The organism is Pseudonocardia sulfidoxydans NBRC 16205 (assembly GCF_007989085.1).
GTDB lineage: Bacteria > Actinomycetota > Actinomycetes > Mycobacteriales > Pseudonocardiaceae > Pseudonocardia > Pseudonocardia sulfidoxydans.
On record NZ_BJVJ01000039.1, the window covers coordinates 11,851 to 32,913 of the forward strand.

Consider the following 21,063-nt stretch of genomic DNA (forward strand, 5'->3'; position numbering starts at 1 on the left):
CCCGACACGACTACGCATAACGTCGTCGTGTGCCCCGACTCCCTCGGAGCGTGCGTCCGCGCGCGCTCCTCGCCGTCGTGGCCGTCCTCGTCGTCGCCGCGGGAGTCATCCTGTTCGCGACGACGCGTGGCGGTGCGAGCGACCCCGACGTCCGCACCTCCGAGCAGCGCATCGAGGTGAGCGGCGGCCCCGGGGTGGCCGCACCGGTCAGTCTGGACACGACGCTCTACCTTCCGGCGCGCACGCCGGCGCCCGCGGTGCTGGTCGCGCACGGGTTCGGCGGCAGCAAGGCCTCCGTCGACGCCGACGCCCGCGACCTCGCCGCCCGCGGCTACGTCGCGCTGTCCTGGTCGGCGCGCGGCTTCGGCACGAGCGGCGGGCAGATCGCGCTGGACTCCCCCGACTACGAGGTCGCCGACGCCCGCAGCCTGATCGACTGGCTCGCCCAGCGTCCCGAGGTGGCCCTGGACGGTCCCGGCGACCCCCGGGTCGGCGTCACCGGCGGCTCCTACGGCGGCGCGCTGTCGCTGCTGCTCGCGGGCTACGACAAGCGTGTCGACGCCCTCGCGCCCGTCATCACCTGGAACGACCTCGGCCAGGCGCTGTTCCCCGACGCCACCGGCACCCCGCCGCCCGGCGACACCCCCGCCGCGCGCACGTTCGGCACCGACGGCGTGTTCAAGCGCGGCTGGGCGGGCGTGTTCTTCTCCGCCGGCGCGTCGACGGCCCAGTCGGCGCAGGCGTCGGTCCTGGGCCGTGGCAACACCGGCTCGGACGACGCCACCGCCGGCACGGGTCAGGCGCAGGACGCGCCGCCCGCCGCGACCGGCCCCGGCCAGGACGCCGCGCCGCAGACTCCGCCCGGCACACCGCTGACCTGCGGCCGGTTCACCGCGCAGGTGTGCGCCGCCTACACCGAGGCGGCCACCACCGGGCGCATCTCCCCGGCGACCGCCGACCTGCTGCGTCGGTCCTCGCCTGTGTCGGTCACCGACCGGATCACCGCCCCGACGCTCATCGTCCAGGGCGAGCAGGACACCCTGTTCGGCCTCGACCAGGCCGACGCCAACGCCCGTCAGATCGCCGCGGCAGGCGGCACCGTGCGCGTCGTCTGGTACGCGGGCGGCCACGACGGCGGCGCCCCCGGCAACTCGGTGCGCGACGACATCGCCGAGTGGTTCGACCACTACCTGACACGGACGGGTCCGGCGCCGTCCTCCGGGTTCGCCTACGCCGTGCAGAGCGGCGTCCGCGCGGGCGCCTCCACCCCCACCGGGCGCACGATCGTCGCCGACGCCTACCCCGGCCTGCCCGGCAACGCCCCCGTGACCACGCAGCAGCTGCGCCTCACGGGTGCCCCGCAGGACGTCGTGAACCCGGCCGGTGGCAACCCGGCCGCGATCACCTCGCTCCCCGGTCTGGGCGGATCGCTCGGCAGCCTCGCCGGCCGGCTCTCCGCGTTCACCTCGGAGCTGCCCGGCCAGTCGGCGCAGTTCCGCACCGAGCCCTTCACCGAGTCGACGACGCTCGCCGGCTCCACGCGCGTGACCCTGACCGTGGCCCGCTCCCCCGGCCAGCCCGCGGGGGCCGAGGCCGTGCTGTTCGGCAAGATCTCCACGCTGTCCGCCGACGGACGTCGCGTCCTGCTGGGTTCGTCGGTCGCGCCGATGCGCGTCCCCGTCCCCGCCGACGGGTCCGCCGCGACCGTCACGGTCACGCTGCCCGCCGTCGTCGCGCCCGTCCAGGCCGGCGACCGGCTGCTCGTGTCGGTCAGCACCACCGACCAGGGCTACACCCCCGCGAACGACCCCGCGGTGTGGCGGATCGGGCTCGCCGACACCGGCGCCCCGGCCGCGCTCACGGTGCCGTCGGTACCGGGGCGGGCCGTCACCGAGAACACCGTGCCGGTCGGCTACCTCGTCGGCATCGGCGTGATCCTGGCCGGCGCGCTGCTGGCCTGGCTCGTCGCGCGCGCGCTGCGGCGCCGCCGGCTCGCCCCCGAGCCCGACCCGGCCGCCCTCCCGCTGGAGATCCACGGCCTCGCCAAGACCTACAAGGGCGGGTTCACCGCCGTGCGTGACGTGTCGTTCGAAGTGCGGCCCGGCATGGTGCTGGGGCTGCTCGGCCCCAACGGTGCCGGCAAGACCACCGTCCTGCGCATGCTGATGGGCCTCATCCGACCCACCGCGGGCACCATGCGTGCGTTCGGCGAGCCCATCGGCCCCGGCGCGCCCGTGCTGGCCCGGATCGGCGCGTTCGTGGAGGGCCCCGGCTTCCTGCCGCACCTCTCCGGCGCCGACAACCTGCGCCTCTACTGGGCCGCGACCGGCCGCCCACCCGCCGACGCCCACGTCGAGGACGCGCTCGCCATCGCCGGGCTCGGGTCGTCGGTCGACCGGAAGGTCGGCGCCTACAGCCAGGGCATGCGCCAGCGGCTCGCGATCGCCCAGGCCATGCTCGGCCTGCCCGAGCTGCTGCTGCTCGACGAACCGACCAACGGGCTCGACCCGCCCCAGATCCACGCGATGCGCGAGGTCCTGCGTCGCTACGCCGCCGACGGCCGCACCGTCCTGGTGTCGAGCCACCTGCTGGCCGAGGTGGAGCAGACCTGCACGCACGTCGTCGTCATGCACAAGGGGCTCGTCGTCGCCGACGGCACCGTCGACGACATCATCGCCGGTGGTGGCGCGGCCAGCTTCACCGTCGACGAGCCCGCGCAGGCGGCCGAGGTCCTCACCGGCCTCGACGGGGTCCGTGACGTCGCCGTCGACGGGACCCTGGTGCACGCCGAGCTCAACGGCATGCCGCGCGCCGCGGCCGTGCAGGCACTCGTGACCGCCGGGGTGGGCGTGCAGTCCGCCGGGCCCCGGCGCCGGCTGGAGGACGCGTTCCTGCAGCTCGTCGGAGAGGACGCGACACCGTGACCCAGCCCGATCCCCGCACGAACGGCTCCGGGCCGGCCACCGGCACCGCGGTGGGGCCCGCGGTCCGGGAGCCGGAGGCGTCGACGCGGCGCGGGCACGTCGGCGGGTTCTCCGCGCCCGTGCCCACCGAGCCCTACGACATCACCCGCACCATGCCGCTGCGCGTCGAGCTGATCCGTCAGCTCAAGCGCCGCCGCACCCAGGTCGCGTTCGCGCTCGTCGCGCTGCTGCCGGTGATCCTGTGGATCGCGTTCAGCCTCGCCTCGGACGGCCCGCCCGGCGCGACCGTCAACCTCGTCGACCTCGCCAAGGACAGCGCCGCCAACTTCGCGGTGTTCGCCCTGTTCGCGTCGGCGAGCTTCCTGCTCGTGGTGGTGGTGGCGCTGTTCTTCGGCGACACCGTCGCCTCGGAGGCGAGCTGGTCGAGCCTGCGCTACCTGCTCGCCGCGCCCATCCCCCGGGCCCGGCTGCTGCGGCAGAAGGCGATCGTCGCGGCCGGGCTCTCGCTCGCCGCGCTGCTGCTGCTGCCCGTGGTGTCGCTGATCGTCGGCTCCATCGCCTACGGTCCCGACGCCCTCGTGGCCCCGACCGGCGAGTCGCTGTCGTTCTGGACCGCCGTCGGCCGGGTCCTGCTCGGCGCGATCTACCTGGCGCTGTCCCTGAGCTGGGTGGCCGCGCTGGCCATGCTGCTCTCGGTGAGCACGGACGCCCCGCTCGGCGCCGTCGGTGGCGCCGTGATGACGTCGATCGTCTCCCAGATCCTCGACCAGATCACCGCGCTGGAGGACCTGCGCAACTATCTGCCGACGCACTACGCCAACGCCTGGGCCGACCTGTTGTCGAGCACGGTCGACTGGGGGGACATGACCCGCGGGGTGTTCTCGTCGTTGTGCTACGCCGCCGTGTTCGGGGCGTTCGCCGTCTGGCGCTTCCAACGCAAGGACATCACCAGCTGAAATCCCATACATGTAACTCACCGGCCCGGAGGTCACCCCTCCGAGGTACAAGGGCTAGTTGATCTTGTAGTAGCGTCCCGGCGTCGACATCGGCGTGCCCCGACAGGCCGATCCGATACCCCCGAGAGAGACCGAAAGGACCGTCCGGCTGTGGCCCAGACGCTTGAAGACATCCTGCTGAACCCCGCCAACCGCCCCACGGTGATCACCGACCTGCAGCACCTGGTCGACGCCGAGGTTTCCGACAAGAACGGCGTGTCGGGCGCGGTCATCAAGACCGGTTACACCGCGGTGAAGAAGATCAAGCCCGGCATCGTCGAGTCGGCCATGAACCGGATGCTCCCCGAGTTCGCCGACGCCCTGGAGCCCTTCTACGGCGAGTACCGGGCCACCGGCGGCAACGACTTCGGCGCCTTCCTCACCGCCCGCTCCGACGCCGCGGCCGACGCGCTCCTCAACGTCACCGACGAGCGCGCGCAGCACACCAGCAGCGACGCGGCGAAGAAGGTCTACGCCAAGCTGCGCCCGAACGGCAAGAAGAACGTCGAGGAGGCCCTCCCCCGCCTCGGCCAGCTGATCGACCGGCACGCGGCCGGCGCCTGACGCACCCCGCGCCTGCCCGAGGGCGGCGACCCCCACCGGGGTCGCCGCCCTCAGTCGTCCCCGGGCCCCCTCGCACCCCGCGGCCCCCGTCGCTCCCGTCGCTCCCGTCGGTTTCTGCACGAACGGCACAGTCACGCCATTCAGTTGCGTGAATGTGCCGTTCGTGCAATTCAGGCACGGCGCGTGGCGGCTCCCGGATGCGCACGAACGGCACAGTGAGGCAACTCAGTTGCGCGACAGGGCCGTTCGTTCGGTGGGGGGCGCGGGGACGACCGCCGGTTCGCCCGCCGTGCCCGCCTGCCCCGCCGGGCGCGCGGAGCCCAGCAGCACCCCGCCGACGACGACCGCGCCCGCGACCAGCTCGACAATCCCGGGCCGCTCCCCCAGCACCAGCGCCGCCGACGACATCCCGACGATCGGGACCAGCATCGAGTTGGGCGCCACGACACCGGCCTCGTACCGGCGCATCAGGGCGGTCCAGATCCCCGACCCGATGATCGTCGCGAAGACCACGAGGTAGACGACCGCGCCGAGGCCCACCAAGCCCGAGGGCGTGAACACCGTCCGCAGCGCCTCCAGGTCGGCCGCGGGCCCCTCGGTGAGCAGCGACAGCACCAGCAACGGAACCACCGGCACGACACACGCCCACAGCGTCAGGTGCATCGGCTCGGGCGGCGCCGCGAGCCGCGCGCACAGGTTGCCGACCGCCCAGCTGAGCCCCGCCATCAACGTCAGCAGCACCGGGACGAGCGCCGCCGACTGCGACTGCGCCGCCGCGATCGCCGCCAGCCCGAGCGCCGCCGCCCCGATCCCGACCACCTGACGCCTGCTCGGCCGCTCCCGCAACAGCAGCACACCCAGCACGACGGTCAGCGGCGCCGACGACTGCAGCACCAGCGACGCGAGGCCCGTCGGCATCCCGACGTTCATCGCGACGAACAGGAACACGAACTGCAGCGTGCCGAACCCGACGCCGTAGCCGAGGAACCAGCGCAGCGGGACAGCGGGCCGCGGCACGAACAGGATCGTCGGGATCGCGATGAGGGTGAACCGCAGGCACGCCAGCAGCATCGGCGGGAAGTGCGTCAGGCCGAAGTGGATCGCCAGGAAGTTGACGCCCCACAGGACGGCGACGACGGCGGCGAGAAGACGATCGCGGGGTCTCACCCGCCCACCGTCGCCCGCGACATCACGGAAGTCGATCGAAAAGAACTGAACGGATCGTTCAGAATTGCTTCATGGACGTTCAGCGCCTACGGGTGCTCCGTGAGCTCGCCGACCGGGGCAGCGTCACCGCTGTCGCCGCCGCCCTGTCCTACACCCCGTCGGCCATATCGCAGCAGCTCAAGGCGCTCGCGGAGGAGGTCGGCACCCCGCTGACCGAACCCGCCGGGCGCGGCCTGCGGCTCACCGACGCCGGCGTCGTCCTCGTCGAGCAGGCCGAGGAAGTGCTGGCAGCGATGGCCCGGACACAGGCCGCGATCGACGCGCTGCGCTCCGAACCGGCCGGAGATGTGACGGTGTCGTTGTTCCCTTCCGGCGCCCGGATGATGCTGCCCGGACTGCTCACCCGGTTCGCGACGGGCCCGATCCGGATCCGCGCCGCCGTCGTCGACATGGTGCCCGGCGACGTGCCGGCGCTGACCGCGGACGCCGACGTCGTCGTCACCCACCACGACGAGCTCACCCCGCGCCCCGACTACGACGCCCGGCGTTGGGTCAGCGTGCCGTTGCTGCGCGAACCGCTCGACGTCGTGCTGCCGCCCGGGCACCGCCTGGCGCGGCGGCGTGGGCTGCGGCCGGCCGACCTGGCCGGCGAGGACTGGATCAGCGTCAACATCGGCTGGCCCGTCGACGACGTGCTCCGCACGATCGCGCTGCGCACCGGCACCCGGCCGCGCGTGGTGCAGCGCATCAACGACTTCGCCGTCACCGAGGAGCTCGTGGCCGCCGGGCTGGGCATCGCCCTGCTCCCCCGCTGGTCCACCGACGACCGCGGCGGCCGCCGGCTGGCACGGCGCCCGCTGCGTGGGGTGCGGGCCGCGCGGCGGGTGGAGGCGGTGGCGCGGGCGGCGACGGCCGCCCGCCCGGCGGTTGCCGCGGTGCTCGCCGCCCTCCGGGCCGAGGCCGAGGCGGTCGTTGCCCGCGGCTGAGCGCTGTGGTTGCCCGCGGCCGAGCGCTGTGGTTGCCCGCGGCCGAGCGCTGTGGTTGCCCGCGGCCGAGCACTGTGGTCGCTCCGGCAGACCCGCCGAGTTCGACGTCAGGCTGGTTCGATCATGGTCGGCACCAGTCTCCTGTCGAACTCGGCGGTCACTGCAGGCAGAACTCGTTGCCCTCCGGGTCCTGCATGACCAGACACCAGCCGCCGGGCTCGTCGACGACCCGCAGCAGCGTCGCGCCCGCCGCCTCCAACGTGGCCTGGTGGGCGCGCGCGGCGGCCTGCCGGTCGTCGCTGCCCGCGCCGACGTTCACGTCGAGGTGCACCCGGTTCTTCGCCGTCTTGTCCTCCGGGACCTTCTGGAAGAACAGCCGCGGACCGGCCCCGTCGGGGTCGACAAGCGCGGATGCACGGTCGTGCTGGTCCTGCGGGATGCCGATGGACACCAGGAACGTCGGCCAGTCATCGAAACCGGGCGGTGGGGGCTGCACGACGTAGCCGAGGGCGAGCGCCCAGAACTCGGCGAGCTTCCCGGGGTCGTGCGCGTCGACGGTGATCTGGACTCCGAATCCCATGCGCCCACCCTGGCACGCGGGTCCGACACTCCGGCCGGGACGGACGGAACGACAACAGAGCCGGCCGGGACCGACGGGACAGCAACGGAGCCGGCCCGGAGACCGGAGCCTGCTCAGCGCGGGCGCTTCGACTTCGGCAGCTTCGCGACGACCGCCTCGTAACTGGCGTCGACCAGCTCGCACAGCTCGTCGTCGGGGATCGCGCCCGCGGCCACGTCGAGGTCGACGGTGTTCCAGCCGTACCGGCCGATGTAGGCCATGATCGACACGGCGTCCGGGTATCGATGCCGCAGCTCGGCGGCCTCATCGGCGTCGCGGCCGCACTTCACGCCGAGCCCGTTGCCGCCGAGGAACGCGAAGATCTTGCCGCCGACCTTCGCGACGGTGTCGCCCTCCCACGGCTCGTCCTCCGTCGCGCCCGGCTTGGCCAGCGCGTAGGCGACGAGCTCGGCGTGGTCCACCGCGCTCAGGCCCCGGCGGCCGGCGCGGCGGCGGCGAGCCGGCGCTCCCGGCCCGGCCCGTACTGCCACCAGCCGACCGCGAGCAGTACGACCGCGACGATGACATACGTCGCCCCCGCGACCTGCTCCCAGCCGTTCCAGTGCGCCTCGCGGCCCTCGTCGTGGGGCAGGAACCGGAACGGCGCCACGTAGAACGCGACCACCAGCACCGCGGACACGCCCGCCCAGCCCACCGACCGGTCCCGCAGGGCGTGCGCGACCGTCACGACGAGCGCCGGCGCGATCCACACCCAGTGGTGCGACCACGACGTCGGCGAGACCAGCAGCGCGAACGCGGCGACGGTGACCAGGGCGAGCGGCGCGTCGCCGCGGCGGACGACCGGCACGACGAGCGCGAGCAGGACCAGCGACGCGAGCGCCCAGATCGCCGTCAACGCGAACCCGGCGACGCCCATCCGCGCCAGCACGGCCTGGACCGTCTCGTTGGTGTAGAACAGCGAGCCGCTGACGCCGGAGGCCGGGCCACCGAACCAGTAGCGCGCCGACGACGCCGGGTCGACCAGGAAGCCCAGCCCCGTAGCGGCTGCGGCGGTGACGGCCGTGACCGCCGCGGCCTTGTAGTCGCGGCGCAGCAGGAAGAACAGCACGAACGCGGCCGGGGTCAGCTTGACGGCCGCGGCGAGGCCGACGAGCAGGCCCCGCGGCCAGCGGGTGCGCACCGCCAGGCAGTCGACCGCGACCAGCGCCATGAGCACCAGGTTGACCTGGCCGAACTCGAAGGTCTCCAGGACCGGTTCGATCCACAGCGCCAACGGCAGCCCCAGCGACGCCGCGGCCAGCGCACCGCCACGTCCGCCCGCGGGCCAGCAGCGCAGCGCGACGACGTACAGCGTCACCGCGAGGCTCGCGAACGACACCGCGAACAGCGCGATCCACGCCACCGCCCACGGCACCAGCGCGAGCGGGGTGAGCACCATCGCCGCGAACACCGGGTAGATGAACGGCAGGGCCAGGCCGCTCACCGTGGGCGGGAGCGGGCCGTACATGTCGCCGGCGGCCAGCCAGGTGTCGACGCCGAGCCGGTAGACCTCCAGGTCGATGTGGTAGCCGTGCGTGTGCAGCAGCAGCGCCGTGAGCGCCACCGCGAGCATCGGCACGGTGACCACGAAGGTCCTGCGCGGCACCGTGAGGCGGCCACGCAGCCCCTTACCGAGCGCAGCCGCAGCCGACGGCATGCTCGAGACGGTCACGCAGGTCCTCCGGCCGTTGACGCGGTGCAGGTCACGCACCACGGTAGCCAAGGCCCGTCACGCCCGGTCGCACGGGGCGAGCAACGCGACGCTGCGCGTCACCGCGCCCCGACCCGCCGGTGATCACCGGAGGTCACCTGATACCGGCCGCGTCCATCCCCCGCATCTCCTTCTTCAGGTCGGCCACCTCGTCGCGCAGCCGCGCCGCGAGCTCGAACTGGAGATCGCGGGCGGCGGCGAGCATCTGGTCGGACAGCTGCTGGATGAGGTCGGCCAGCTCGGCGCGCGGCATGTTCGCCGTGTCGCGGCCCGCGACGATCCCCGCACTCGCCGAGGCACGACCCGGCTCACCCGCGGCGCGCTTGCCCCGCGACTGGTTGCGGCCCGACCCGCCGACAGGGACCTCACCCTCCTCGGCCTCGCGGTACACCTGGTCGAGGATGTCGGCGATCTTCTTGCGCAGCGGCTGCGGGTCGATCCCCTTCTCCTCGTTGTAGGCGACCTGCTTGGCGCGGCGCCGGTCGGTCTCGTCGATCGCGTGCCGCATCGACTCCGTGACCGTGTCGGCGTACATGTGCACCTGACCGGACACGTTGCGCGCCGCACGCCCGATCGTCTGGATCAACGACGTGCCCGACCGCAGGAAGCCCTCCTTGTCGGCGTCGAGGATCGCGACGAGCGACACCTCCGGCAGGTCGAGACCCTCGCGCAGCAGGTTGATGCCGACCAGCACGTCGTACTCGCCCGTGCGCAGCTGCCGCAGCAGCTCGACGCGGCGCAGCGTGTCGACCTCCGAGTGCAGGTACCGGACCCGGATCCCCAGCTCCAGCAGGTAGTCGGTGAGGTCCTCGGCCATCTTCTTGGTCAACGTGGTGACCAGGACGCGCTCGTCGCGCTCCGTGCGCAGCCGGATCTCGTGGACCAGGTCGTCGATCTGGCCCTTGGTCGGCTTCACGATCACCTCGGGATCGACCAGGCCCGTCGGGCGGATGACCTGCTCCACGAACTCGCCGCCCGTCCGCGACAGCTCGTAGTTGCCCGGGGTGGCCGACAGGTACACGGTCTGCCCGATCCGGTCGGCGAACTCCTCCCAGGTCAACGGCCGGTTGTCGACCGCCGACGGGAGCCGGAACCCGAACTCGACCAGGTTGCGCTTGCGGGACATGTCGCCCTCGTACATGCCGCCGATCTGCGGCACCGTCACGTGCGACTCGTCGATGACCAGCAGGAAGTCGTCGGGGAAGTAGTCGAGCAGCGTGGCCGGGGCCGTGCCCGCGCCGCGGCCGTCGATGTGGCGCGAGTAGTTCTCGATGCCCGAGCAGAACCCGACCTGCCGGATCATCTCGATGTCGTACTGCGTGCGCATGCGCAACCGCTGCGCCTCCAGCATCTTACCCTGCCGTTCCAGCTCGGCCAGGCGCTCCTCGAGCTCGGCCTCGATGTCGCGCACCGCGCGCTCCATCCGCTCCGGGCCGGCCACGTAGTGCGTGGCCGGGAAGATGCGGACGGTGTCGACCTGGCGCACCACGTCGCCCGTGAGCGGGTGCAGGTAGTAGAGCGCCTCGATCTCGTCGCCGAAGAACTCGATGCGGATGGCCAGTTCCTCGTAGGCCGGGATGATCTCGACGGTGTCGCCCCGCACCCGGAACGTGCCACGGGCGAACGCCATGTCGTTGCGGGTGTACTGCACGTCGACCAGGGCGCGCAGCAGCTGGTCGCGCTCCACCTCGGTGCCGACGCCCAGCTGCACCGACCGGTCGAGGTAGGACTGCGGCGTGCCCAGGCCGTAGATGCACGACACCGACGCCACCACCACGACGTCGCGGCGCGACAGCAGGTTCTGCGTCGCCGAGTGCCGCAGCCGCTCGACATCGGAGTTGATCGACGAGTCCTTCTCGATGTAGGTGTCGGTCTGCGCGATGTACGCCTCGGGCTGGTAGTAGTCGTAGTACGAGACGAAGTACTCGACCGCGTTGTGCGGCAACATCTCCCGCAGCTCGTTGGCCAGCTGCGCCGCCAACGTCTTGTTGGGCGCCATCACCAGCGTGGGCCGCTGGACGCGCTCGATCAGCCACGCCGTCGTCGCCGACTTCCCGGTACCGGTGGCCCCGAGCAGCACCACGTCCTGCTCGCCGGCCCGAAGCCGGCGCTCCAGCTCGTCGATCGCCGTGGGCTGGTCGCCCGCCGGGTTGTACTCGCTGACCACCTCGAACCGCCCGCCGGTGCGCGGGATGTCGCCCACCGGGCGGTGCTCGGAGTGCGCCACGGGCATGCCCTGCCGGATGTGCGTCTCGGCGGCGCTTCCGGGGACCTCTGTCGCGAATGCCACGAACCCAGGGTACGAGCCCCCACCGACGTTTTCCCGCCCGCGCCGGACTCCTTCATGGGATACAGCGCGGCCGGGTCGGCTGCGAGGATCGTGTCGTGCACCCGCCGAAGATGCAGACCTTCGACGTCGACGCCGCCGTCAACACCGACAACAAGGGATTCGTCCGGGAGGTCACCACCTACCGCGTCGAGCCGTTCGGGCTCTACATGAGCCGCGCGATCGTCAACCGCCCCAGCGCGACCTGGCTGCGGCAGTGGCTCCTGCCGGCGCTGGGGATCGGGGTCGCCGTCTGGGAGTGGACCCCGGGCCACGTCCGCGACCAGGACTTCTACCTCGACATCGCCCACATCGAGCCCGGTAGCCCGTGCTGGACGATGACCGACCTGTACCTCGACGTCGTCGTGAGGACGGGCCGGGAGACCGCCGTGATCGACGTCGACGAGTTCGTCGGGGCCGTCGCCACGGGTGTGCTCGACCCGGCGCTCGCCGAGTACGGGATGCAGCGCGCCTGCGCCACCGTCGCGGCGCTGGCCGCGCACGGCAACGACCTCGACGCCTGGCTCGCGACCGAGGGGGTCACGCTGACCTGGGACTGACGCCTACTCCGGGACGGTCTCGAGGAGGCCGGCGGCACCGGTCGCGGCAGGCGCCGAGGACTGACTACGCGTCGTCGAGCTCCGGGTGGTCGGCGCGACGGTCGTCACCGGCGGAGCGACGGTCGTCGGCGCGACCGTCGTCGTCCTCGGCACCGTCGTCGTGGTCTTCGGGACCGTCTTCCTCGTGGTGGTCCGCGGCGCGACCCGGGTCGTCGTCGTGCTCGTCGGCGCGGTCGTGGAGACGACCGGCGCGGGCGGCGCGAGGACGGCGCCCGTGGGCAGCGGCCCGCCCGGCGCGGCGACGGTGTCGGGCTGCGACGCCTGCGCGACGGCGGTGATCCCGCCGAGCGCCCCGACGGTGATGACCGCGGCCGCGGCGGCCGTGCTGGCCCGGTTGAGCCGGCCCGCGCGGCGGATCACGTCGTCGACCGGCGGGAGGGCGACCCCCGCGGCCAGCTCGTCGTCGAGGCGGCGGAACTCCTCGTTCACGACGCGGAGCGGATCAGTCACGGTCGTCCCCTACCTCCGCGCCGAGGATGTCGAGGAACACGTCCCCCATGTCCTCGGTGACGGCGAGCCTGGCGCGGACGAGCCGCGCCTCGATCTTGCGTTCGGGGCGGCGTTCGAGCGCCGCGATGTCGGCGACGGGCATGCCGACCATGTGGTGCAGGACGACGGCCCGTCGCTCGGCGGGCGAGATGCGCTGCAGCGCGCCGACGAGGGCGGCGGCGCGGGGTTCCATCGTCTCGATCTCGGGCGGGTTGCGGCGCGCGAGGCGGCCGACCATCGCGCTCCAGCTGCGCATCGAGGTGGAGACGGCGACGCGGCGCACCCAGTCGGCCGGCTCGCCGCGGCGGACGATCTCGGGCCAGGTGCGCCAGGCTCGGGCGTAGGCCTCCTGGACGAGGTCGTGGGCCTGGCCGGCGTCGAGGGTGATGGCGTAGAGCTGCGCGACGAGCCGCGGGTAGTGCGCCTCGAGGTGGCGACCGAACTGGGCGCGCTGGCGGCCGACGGGCGCGTTCTCCGCGTCCTGCTCGGCCTCGGCGACGCGGCCGCCGGGTCCGGCGTCCGCTTCGACGGGCACGTACCGGGCGTCGCGCTCGGTGTACGGCGCGTCGTCGGTGTCGTAGTCGTCGTAGCCGGCGGCGGCGTCGTCACCGCCGTAGCCGTCGGCTGAGCCGTAGCCGGCGGCAGAGCCGTAGCCGTCGGCGGCGTCGTACCGCTCGTCGGTGTGTGCCCGGTCGTGCGGCGCGGCGGACGCGTCCGGACCCGTGCCTGCGGGCCAGGACCCGCGGCTGCGCGCAGGGTCACCGGGGTCAGAGCGATGGTCCACGAGGGCGCTCACGACCGTGGTCTTCCCTTTCGTCTCGGAACAGCGGGCCGTGCGCGAGCAGGGGAGCTCGCACGATCCACCACCTGACCATCGGGGGGCGTCCCGATGCCGTTACATCGGCCGACCCGTCACATCGGCTGGAAGGGCCCGTTCATCGTAACGGCAGCACCCAGCCGGTCGACACGGCCCACCGTTCCGCCACCTCGACGGCCTCCCGGGACCACCCGTCCGGGGGCTGCCAGGAGACGTCCGCGTCGTGCGGTTCGGCCCGGAGCCGGTCGCGGACGAGGAGTTCGGCGCGCAGCGCGGGATCGTCGGCGGCGAAGGCGCGCAACCGGGCCGGGCGGGCCGGGTCGGCGCTCCCCCAGCGCGCCGCACCGTCGGGGACGAACCCGATGCGGGCGAGCGCGGGGCCGGGGTCGGCGGCGGGGTCGGCGGCGGGGTCGTCGACGACGAGCACCAGGTCGATCAGGCCGGGCGGGCGGAGGCCGGGGACGGCACCGGGCCCGACGTGCTCGACCCCGCGGGAGCGGGCTCCGGCGGCGGCGCCCACCCGGGCCACGAGCCGGGCGGCGGCGGCCGCGTGGGCGGCAGCACCTGCGTCAGGGACATCGGACCGTGCGGGGACATCGGACTGGCCCGGGACGTCGGGCGGGTCCGGGACGTCGGGCGGGGCGGGGGTCGCGGCGGTCATGTTGTCGCGGAACGGGACCAGCCGTCGCTCCCACAGCTCGTCGACCTGCGCGCGGAGCCGGTCGGGGGTGCCGGAGTTGTCGAGCAGGACGTCGGCGGCGGCGCGGCGCTGCTCGTCGCTCGCCTGGGCGCGGATGCGGGCGCGTGCGTCGTCCTCGGCCATCCCCCGGCTGCCGACGAGCCTCCCGACGCGAACCTCCTCGTCGGCATGGACGACGACCACGAGCGCGAACCCGGCCCCCATGCCGCCCTCGACGAGCAGCGGGACGTCCTGGACGACGATCGAGCCGGCCGGGGCGGCGGCGACGAGCTCGGCGGATCGGGCCCGCACGAGGGGGTGGACGATGCCGTTGAGCTTCTCGCGGGCGCCGGGGTCGGTGAAGACGGCGGCGGCCATGCGGGGCCGGTCGAGCTCGCCGTCGGGGCCCGCGAACTCCCGCCCGAACTCGTCGAGGATGCGGGCCAGCCCCTCGGAGCCCCCGGCCACCACCTCGCGGGCGATGGCGTCGGCGTCGACGAGGACCGCACCGAGCTCGGTGAGCCGCCTCGCGACCGTCGACTTGCCCGATCCGATCCCGCCCGTGAGCCCCACCATCAGCGCGACGTCCGCCACGGGCGTCACGCTACCGATCACCGGCCGAGCGCACCGGCCGCGGGGTCGTGGCCGGAGGTCGTGGCGGCCGGTGTGGCCGGTCCCGGCGGCGCGGTCGACGACGGCGGCATGGTGGCGACGAGCGTCGGGATCATCCGGCGGGCGAGGTCGACGAGCACGTCCTGCGGCGCGCGGGCCCCGCCCTGCGCGGCGGGGAGGACGAAGGTCAGGGTGTCGAGCCGGTAGGAGACGAGCATCGTCGTCTCCTTGGGCCTGCTGACGACGACGGCGGCCGCGTCGCCGATCGCGACGTCGGTCGCGGTGGCGCCGGCGCGCTCGGCGTCGGAGTTGACCTTCCACTGGTTGCGGGCCGCGGCGTCGTCGGTGTAGCGGCCGATGTTGACGTCGACGAGTGGTGCGACGGCCGATCCGGTCTCGCCGGCACGGCTGTAGGTGCAGGCGACGCGTTCGATGCGGCCGACGGAGGGGGCCGGGACACCGCGGATGGTGCGGACGACGACGGTACCGACGGGCTGGGCGAAGATCGCCCCGAGGTCGTCGGCGGCCATGAGGCCCGAGCAGTCGTCGGGCAGTCCGTCGTCCTCCTTCGTGCCGGGGCCGCCCGCGGTCGTCGTCGATCCGGGGAAGGTGGGGACGGCGAGCGACTCGGCATCGCCCGGGCCGCGCGCGCAGCCGCTCACACCCGCGAGGGTGAGGACCGCGACCAGGGCGACGCCGGCGGTGACCAACCGCTGACGCCACGAGTACCGCACGGGTACGACGTTAGGGGGCGAACAAGATCAACGGCGCCGACGCGCCCTACCGATCGGCGATAGCCGCCCAATCGTGACCGTCTCTTTCGTAACCGAACGGCGAAGACGGATCCGCGGTGCGGCAATCGGTCGACGCCACACAGCCACCTGGAGTCACAGCCGCGGAGGCCGCCCGACCGCACCGCACCGCACGGGCGCGCGAACGACGGCGGCCCCGGTGATCACGAGGATCACCGGGGCCGCCGGTCCTCACCGGACGGTCACCCGCCCGGCGAGGAGACGATCACGCTCCGCCGGAGAGCTTCTCCCGCAGCGCCGCGAGCTGCTCGTCGCTGGCCAGCGAGCCGCCGGACTCGGCCGGCTCCCCACCCTGCGAGGAGTAGTTGGTCGCGCCACCGTCGGCAGCGGCCTCGGCGTCGGCCTCGGCCGTCTTCTTGATCTGCGCGATGTGCTGCTCGTAGCGCACGTGGGCCTCGGCGTACTCCTTCTCCCAGGCCTCACGCTGCGACTCGAAGCCCTCGCGCCACTCGCCGGAGTCGACGTCGAAGCCCTCGGGGTAGATGTAGTTCCCCTGGTCGTCGTACTCGGCGGCCATGCCGTAGCGGGTCGGGTCGAACTCGGTCTCGGCCGTCATGCCCTCGTTGGCCTGCTTGAGCGAGAGCGAGATGCGGCGCCGGTCGAGGTCGATGTCGATGACCTTGACCATGGCGTCGTCGCCGACCTGGACGACCTGCTCCGGGATCTCGACGTGGCGCTCGGCCAGCTCCGAGATGTGGACCAGACCCTCGATGCCCTCCTCGACGCGGACGAACGCGCCGAAGGGAACCAGCTTGGTGACCTTGCCCGGGACGATCTGGCCGATCGCGTGGGTCCGGGCGTACAGGCGCCACGGGTCCTCCTGCGTCGCCTTGAGCGACAGGGAGACGCGCTCGCGGTCGAGGTCGACGTCGAGGACCTCGACCGTGACCTCCTGGCCGACCTCGACGACCTCGGACGGGTGGTCGATGTGCTTCCAGGACAGCTCGGACACGTGCACCAGACCGTCGACACCGCCGAGGTCGACGAAGGCGCCGAAGTTGACGACCGAGGAGACGACACCCTTGCGCACCTGGCCGCGGGCCAGCTGGTTGAGGAACTCGCTGCGGACCTCGGACTGGGTCTGCTCGAGCCACGCCCGGCGGGACAGGACCACGTTGTTGCGGTTCTTGTCCAGCTCGATGATCTTGGCCTCGATCTTGCGGCCGACGTACGGCTGCAGGTCGCGGACGCGGCGCATCTCGACCAGCGACGCCGGGAGGAAGCCCCGGAGCCCGATGTCCAGGATCAGGCCGCCCTTGACGACCTCGATGACGGTGCCCTCGACCGGCTCGTCGGCCTCCTTGAGGGCCTCGATCGTGCCCCAGGCGCGCTCGTACTGGGCGCGCTTCTTGGACAGGATCAGGCGGCCTTCCTTGTCCTCCTTCTGGAGGACGAGGGCCTCGACGAACTCGCCGACCTCGACGACCTCTGCGGGGTCGACGTCGTGCTTGATCGACAGCTCCCGCGAGGGGATGACGCCCTCGGTCTTGTAGCCGATGTCGAGCAGGACCTCGTCACGGTCGACCTTGACGATGGTGCCCTCGACGATGTCGCCATCGTTGAAGTACTTGATCGTCTGGTCGATGGCGGCGAGGAAGTCCTCCTCCGACCCGATGTCGTTGATCGCGACCTGCGGGGTCGAGTTGGTCGGGGCGGCGGTGGTGTCGGTGGACATGTAGTGGGTTGCTCCGGTGCTGGATATCGGCGTGGTCGTGGTGACCTGGGTGGATGTGTGTCGCTGTGACGTTGTAGCTGTCACCCTTTGTATCGGTGGGTCATGCAGATCATGCTGGATGGTGCTGACGCCGCGGTGGGCGGTCCCCGGGCGCAGGCCCTGCGGTGTCCGCCGCGTTGACCACGGTCTGTGGTTCATGCTACGCGGCGGCGTGAGATCAGGGCAACGCGGGTCCCCCTTGGACGGACCGGGTCAGCTGGGACGATGCACCCGTGCCCACCCGAACCCCGGCGACCGCCGGACGCCGCCCTAGCGGTGACGCCCCGTGAGCGCCGGTGAGCAGGGCGTGAGTCCCGGCGCCTCGGCCGAAGCCGTCCTCGGCACGGCCGGGATCGCCCGCCGCGACGTCGGGCCCGCCGAGTCCGAGCGGGCCAGCCGCGCCTGGTGGGACGCCGACGCCGACGACTACCTCGACGAGCACCTCGCCGACATCGGGCAGGTCGACTTCGTGTGGTCCCCGGAGGCGCTGCACGAGGCCGACGCGCGGCTGCTCGGCGAGGTCGAGGGCCGCCGGGTCCTCGAGGTGGGCTGCGGGTCCGCACCCTGCTCGCGCTGGCTCGCCACGCAGGGGGCCCACCCCGTCGCACTCGACCTGTCCGCGTCGATGCTGCGCCACGCCCGCGCGGCCGGCACCGGCACCGGTGTGGTCGTGCCGCTGGTGCAGGCCGGCGCCGAGCACCTGCCCTTCGCGGACGCGTCCTTCGACATCGCGTGCTCGGCCTACGGCGCCGTGCCCTTCGTCGCCGACCCCCGCCAGGTCATGCGGGAGGTCTGCCGGGTGCTCAGGCCGGGCGGCCGCTGGGTGTTCGCGGTCAACCACCCGATGCGCTGGATGTTCCCCGACGACCCGGGACCGGACGGGCTCGTCGTCGGCCAGTCGTACTTCGACCGCACCCCGTACCTGGAGGTCGACGACGACGGCGCCGCCACCTACGTCGAGCACCACCGCACGATGGGCGACCGCATCCGCGACGTCGTCGCCGCCGGGCTCGTCCTCGACGACGTCGTCGAACCGGAGTGGCCCGAGGGTCACGAGCGCGTCTGGGGCCAGTGGTCCCCGTTGCGCGGCAGGCTCTTCCCCGGCACCGCGATCTTCGTGACGCACCGCCCCGCCTGACCTGGACGGCGCCGGACCGTCGGCGGCCAGTGGTGTGATCGCGGGCGTGGCGGACGTACTCGACGTGACGTGGCGGCAGGTGACCCGGTGGCGTGCCCGCCGCCACCTGGCGGGGCGCGCTCACCGCACGGGAGGCCCGTCGGAGGTTCCCGCCCTCCTGGGAGCGCGCGCACGGCGTCACCCCCGCACAGCTGCATGCCATCACCGACGCCGTCGGCGAGGTGCTGGGCGCGGAACCGTTGGGGCGCCTCGAGCTCGCCGACCGCATCCAGGCCCACCTCGGCGACCCGACCGTCACCGAGGCTCTCTCCACGAGCTGGGGCCTGCTCCTCAAACCGGCGGCGGCGCGCGGGCTGCTCTGCTTCGGCCCCACCGACGGCACCCGGTCCACCTTCGTCTCCCCCACCGGATGGCTGGGCCGCACCATCCCCCACGTCGACGCCGTGGAGGCCGACCGGGCGTTGCTGCTGCGGTTCCTGGGCGCCAACGGTCCGGCGACGCTCGCCGACGTCGCGCACTGGTGGGGTGAGCAGCCCCCGCCGGCCCGGGCCCGGTTGCGCGCGAACGCCGACGCCCTCGTCGACGTCCGGGTGGAGGGCGGGAACGGGTTCGTCGTGGCCGCCGACGACGCCGAGGAGCTCGCGGGCACGGACGGCGGCCCCGGCGCGGCCGACCCGCCGCTGCTGCTGCCCGGTTTCGACGTCTGGACGATCGCGCCGCGCAGCCATCGGCGCCGCGCCCTGCCGGAGGGGACGGAGAAGCACGTGTCGCGCACGGCGGGCTGGATCTCGCCGGTCCTCGTCGACGACGGGCGCATCGTCGCGACCTGGGAGCACGAGGTCCGCGGCGACACGCTCACGGTGACGCTGAGCCCGCTGGGCGCCGGTCCGCTGCCCGACGTCGCCGTCGCGGCCCGCGCGTGGGCCGCCATGCTCGGGACGGGTGACGTCGTGATCGGCACCGGCCCGTCTCTCGCATAGGGTCCGGCCGTGCCGATCGATCCCGCCGACCTCGACTCCCTCCCCGGCCCCCGCATCGACCCCGCCGAGCTGCTCTCGACCCGCATGGGCATCGAGATCGTGTCGATGTCGCTGGAGGAGGTGGTCGGCCGCATGCCCGTCGCGGGCAACCTGCAGCCGTTCGGTCTGCTCCACGGCGGCGCCAGTGCCGTCCTGGCCGAGTCCCTGGGCTCGACGTTGTCGGCCCTGCACGCCCTGCCCGAACGGTTCCCCGTCGGCCTCGAGCTCGCCTGCACCCATCACCGCGCGGCGACGTCCGGCTTCGTGACGGGCACGGCCCGGCCGCTGCACGTCGGCCGCAGCACCTCGACGTCGGAGATCGTGGTCGTCGACGAGGAGGGCCGGCGGACGTGCACGGCCAAGCTGACCTGCCTGCACCGGGACACCCGCCCGACGACGGAGTAAGCGTGCGCTCCACCGCCGACCGTCCGGCCGCGCACGAATTCACCCACAGGAGGTAACGGCAGGCGGGCGTGTCCCGATCACGACTTGGACACAACAGCTCACGGCATTCTGTCCACCTCAGCGACGCGGGACTACTTTTCGCGGCTATGCCTCGCCCCGATCGGTGGCGGGGCCTCGGCCAGCCTGTCGCCCGGGGGGTGCAGGTGCGAGGAGGTCAACGTGGCTAGAGCAAGGCGCATCGCAACGATCGCGAGCGCTGCGGCGCTCGCCGTCGTACTCGCCGGTTGCGCGGCGAACAGCGGGTCGAGCGGCGACACCGGGTCGGGGGGCCCGTCCAAGGTCGACGTGCCCGAGGTGACCACGCTGCCGGTGCCGCCGAACGCGGTCAAGCCGGCCGGCAACGGCCAGGCGCAGTGTGCACCCACCACCACCATCGCGTTCGCCGGCGCGCAGTCCGGCGCCAACGCCCAGCTCGGCATCAACATCCTCAACGGTGCCCAGCTCGCGGTGAACCAGCACAACGAGGCGAACCCGAACTGCCAGGTGCAGCTCAAGAAGTTCGACACCGAGGGTGACCCGGGCAAGGCGCCCGGCATCGTCACCCAGCTCGTCAGCGAGCCCGCCACCATCGGTGCGCTCGGGCTGCCGTTCTCCGGCGAGTCGAAGGCCACCGGCGGGATCTTCGAGCAGGCCGGCCTGGTCCACCTGACTCCGTCGGCGACCAACCCGAGCCTGACCCAGAACGGGTGGACGACGTTCTTCCGCGCCCTGGGCAACGACTCCGTGCAGGGCCCGGCCGCCGCGAAGTTCATCACCGGCACGCTCGGCGCCAAGAAGGTCTGCGTCATCCAGGACGACTCGGACTACGGCATCGGCCTGGCCACGACCACGAACGAGGCGCTCGGCGCCGTCTCCGCGGACTGCCAGGACAAGGTGACGACCGGTCAGAAGGACTTCTCGACCGTCGCCAACAAGGTGATCGCGGCCAAGCCCGACGCCGTGTTCTTCGCCGGCTACTACGCCGAGGGCGCGCCGCTCGACCAGCAGCTCGTCACCAAGGGCTTCACCGGTGCCTTCGTCGGCCCCGACGGTGTCAAGGACGACAAGTTCATCCAGCAGGCGGGCGACGCGTCCAACAACGCGTTCTTCACCTGCCCCTGTGTCCCGGGTGAGCTGCTGCCCGAGTTCGCCGACGCCTACAAGGGCGTGAGCGGTGGCGGGGCCCCCGGCACCTACTCCCTCGAGGGCTACGACTCGGCGACGATCCTGCTCGCGGGCATCGACTCCGGCATCACCGACCGCGCGGGCCTGCTGAACTGGGTCAAGAACTACGACGCGGACGGCTTCAGCAAGCACTTCAAGTGGGACGGCACCGGCGAGCTCGCGGCCACCACCGTCTACGGGTACAAGGTCCAGGCCGGCAAGATCGTCTACGTCGGGACGATCGGCTGATCCTCGTCATCCAT

General features: G+C 72.9%; 19 protein-coding genes. 9 read left to right on the forward strand and 10 right to left on the reverse strand.

The window, feature by feature from the left end:
• Positions 1 to 29: 29 nt before the first annotated feature.
• The 3 genes from PSU4_RS18400 (at position 30) to PSU4_RS18410 (ending at position 4,483) form a co-directional block, all read left to right on the forward strand.
• On the forward strand, positions 30 to 2,924 hold the full coding sequence (locus tag PSU4_RS18400; RefSeq protein ID WP_147109942.1) for an alpha/beta fold hydrolase: 2,895 nt from the start codon (positions 30 to 32) through the stop codon (positions 2,922 to 2,924).
• Positions 2,921 to 3,880, forward strand: a complete 960-nt coding sequence (locus PSU4_RS18405) for an ABC transporter permease (RefSeq protein ID WP_222596314.1) — start codon at positions 2,921 to 2,923, stop codon at positions 3,878 to 3,880. The genes PSU4_RS18400 and PSU4_RS18405 overlap by 4 nt, the downstream gene beginning before the upstream one ends.
• A gap of 150 nt (positions 3,881 to 4,030) precedes the next feature.
• Complete coding sequence (locus tag PSU4_RS18410; protein WP_147109944.1) at positions 4,031 to 4,483, forward strand: DUF6918 family protein; 453 nt, start codon at positions 4,031 to 4,033, stop codon at positions 4,481 to 4,483.
• 225 nt (positions 4,484 to 4,708) lie between these two features.
• On the opposite strand, the gene PSU4_RS18415 is transcribed toward PSU4_RS18410, so the two are convergent.
• Positions 4,709 to 5,650, reverse strand: a complete 942-nt coding sequence (locus tag PSU4_RS18415) for an EamA family transporter (RefSeq protein WP_147109946.1) — start codon at positions 5,648 to 5,650, stop codon at positions 4,709 to 4,711.
• 71 nt (positions 5,651 to 5,721) lie between these two features.
• On the opposite strand from PSU4_RS18415, the gene PSU4_RS18420 reads away from it, so the two are divergent.
• Positions 5,722 to 6,636 (forward strand): LysR family transcriptional regulator, encoded by a 915-nt coding sequence (locus PSU4_RS18420; RefSeq protein ID WP_147109948.1) that lies wholly within the window; start codon positions 5,722 to 5,724, stop codon positions 6,634 to 6,636.
• A 157-nt stretch (positions 6,637 to 6,793) separates the two neighbouring features.
• Here the strand turns inward: PSU4_RS18420 and PSU4_RS18425 are convergent, their stop codons facing one another.
• The 4 genes from PSU4_RS18425 to uvrB all read right to left on the reverse strand — a co-directional run bounded on the left by PSU4_RS18425 (position 6,794) and on the right by uvrB (position 11,256).
• Entirely contained in the window at positions 6,794 to 7,216 is a 423-nt protein-coding gene (locus tag PSU4_RS18425; RefSeq protein ID WP_147109950.1) for a VOC family protein, read from the reverse strand.
• Between the two features lie 113 nt (positions 7,217 to 7,329).
• Positions 7,330 to 7,677 carry an MmcQ/YjbR family DNA-binding protein gene (locus PSU4_RS18430; RefSeq protein ID WP_147109953.1) on the reverse strand — a complete coding sequence of 116 codons (348 nt, stop codon included), beginning with the start codon at positions 7,675 to 7,677 and terminating at the stop codon, positions 7,330 to 7,332.
• A 5-nt stretch (positions 7,678 to 7,682) separates the two neighbouring features.
• Positions 7,683 to 8,927, reverse strand: coding sequence for a glycosyltransferase 87 family protein (locus PSU4_RS18435; protein ID WP_147109955.1), 1,245 nt, complete (start codon positions 8,925 to 8,927; stop codon positions 7,683 to 7,685).
• A 133-nt stretch (positions 8,928 to 9,060) separates the two neighbouring features.
• A complete protein-coding gene (gene uvrB / locus PSU4_RS18440) occupies positions 9,061 to 11,256 on the reverse strand; it encodes an excinuclease ABC subunit UvrB (protein WP_373866075.1) in 2,196 nt (731 codons plus the stop codon).
• A gap of 95 nt (positions 11,257 to 11,351) precedes the next feature.
• Between uvrB and PSU4_RS18445 the strand changes: the two genes are divergently transcribed.
• A complete protein-coding gene (locus PSU4_RS18445) occupies positions 11,352 to 11,852 on the forward strand; it encodes a ribonuclease FAU-1 family protein (RefSeq protein ID WP_147109957.1) in 501 nt (166 codons plus the stop codon).
• 3 nt (positions 11,853 to 11,855) lie between these two features.
• Here the strand turns inward: PSU4_RS18445 and PSU4_RS18450 are convergent, their stop codons facing one another.
• From PSU4_RS18450 to rpsA, 5 genes are all read right to left on the reverse strand, one after another.
• Positions 11,856 to 12,362, reverse strand: a complete 507-nt coding sequence (locus tag PSU4_RS18450) for a hypothetical protein (protein ID WP_147109958.1) — start codon at positions 12,360 to 12,362, stop codon at positions 11,856 to 11,858.
• A complete protein-coding gene (locus PSU4_RS18455) occupies positions 12,355 to 13,197 on the reverse strand; it encodes an RNA polymerase sigma factor (RefSeq protein ID WP_147109960.1) in 843 nt (280 codons plus the stop codon). The genes PSU4_RS18450 and PSU4_RS18455 overlap by 8 nt, the downstream gene beginning before the upstream one ends.
• A 139-nt stretch (positions 13,198 to 13,336) precedes the next feature.
• Positions 13,337 to 14,491, reverse strand: coding sequence for a dephospho-CoA kinase (coaE, locus tag PSU4_RS18460; protein ID WP_246115198.1), 1,155 nt, complete (start codon positions 14,489 to 14,491; stop codon positions 13,337 to 13,339).
• Positions 14,492 to 14,508: 17 nt separating this feature from the next.
• Positions 14,509 to 15,243, reverse strand: coding sequence for a hypothetical protein (locus tag PSU4_RS18465; protein ID WP_147109962.1), 735 nt, complete (start codon positions 15,241 to 15,243; stop codon positions 14,509 to 14,511).
• Positions 15,244 to 15,526: 283 nt separating this feature from the next.
• Complete coding sequence (rpsA, locus tag PSU4_RS18470) at positions 15,527 to 16,996, reverse strand: 30S ribosomal protein S1 (RefSeq protein ID WP_147109964.1); 1,470 nt, start codon at positions 16,994 to 16,996, stop codon at positions 15,527 to 15,529.
• 325 nt (positions 16,997 to 17,321) lie between these two features.
• On the opposite strand from rpsA, the gene PSU4_RS18475 reads away from it, so the two are divergent.
• From PSU4_RS18475 to PSU4_RS18490, 4 genes are all read left to right on the forward strand, one after another.
• Entirely contained in the window at positions 17,322 to 18,173 is an 852-nt protein-coding gene (locus tag PSU4_RS18475; RefSeq protein ID WP_147109966.1) for a class I SAM-dependent methyltransferase, read from the forward strand.
• A 92-nt stretch (positions 18,174 to 18,265) separates the two neighbouring features.
• Complete coding sequence (locus PSU4_RS18480) at positions 18,266 to 19,153, forward strand: DNA glycosylase AlkZ-like family protein (RefSeq protein ID WP_147109968.1); 888 nt, start codon at positions 18,266 to 18,268, stop codon at positions 19,151 to 19,153.
• Positions 19,154 to 19,168: 15 nt separating this feature from the next.
• Positions 19,169 to 19,597, forward strand: a complete 429-nt coding sequence (locus tag PSU4_RS18485; protein WP_373866076.1) for a hotdog fold thioesterase — start codon at positions 19,169 to 19,171, stop codon at positions 19,595 to 19,597.
• A 219-nt stretch (positions 19,598 to 19,816) separates the two neighbouring features.
• The gene (locus tag PSU4_RS18490) at positions 19,817 to 21,049 is read left to right on the forward strand and encodes a branched-chain amino acid ABC transporter substrate-binding protein (RefSeq protein WP_147109972.1); all 1,233 of its coding nucleotides are present in this window, start codon (positions 19,817 to 19,819) and stop codon (positions 21,047 to 21,049) included.
• The last annotated feature ends 14 nt before the right edge of the window (positions 21,050 to 21,063 follow it).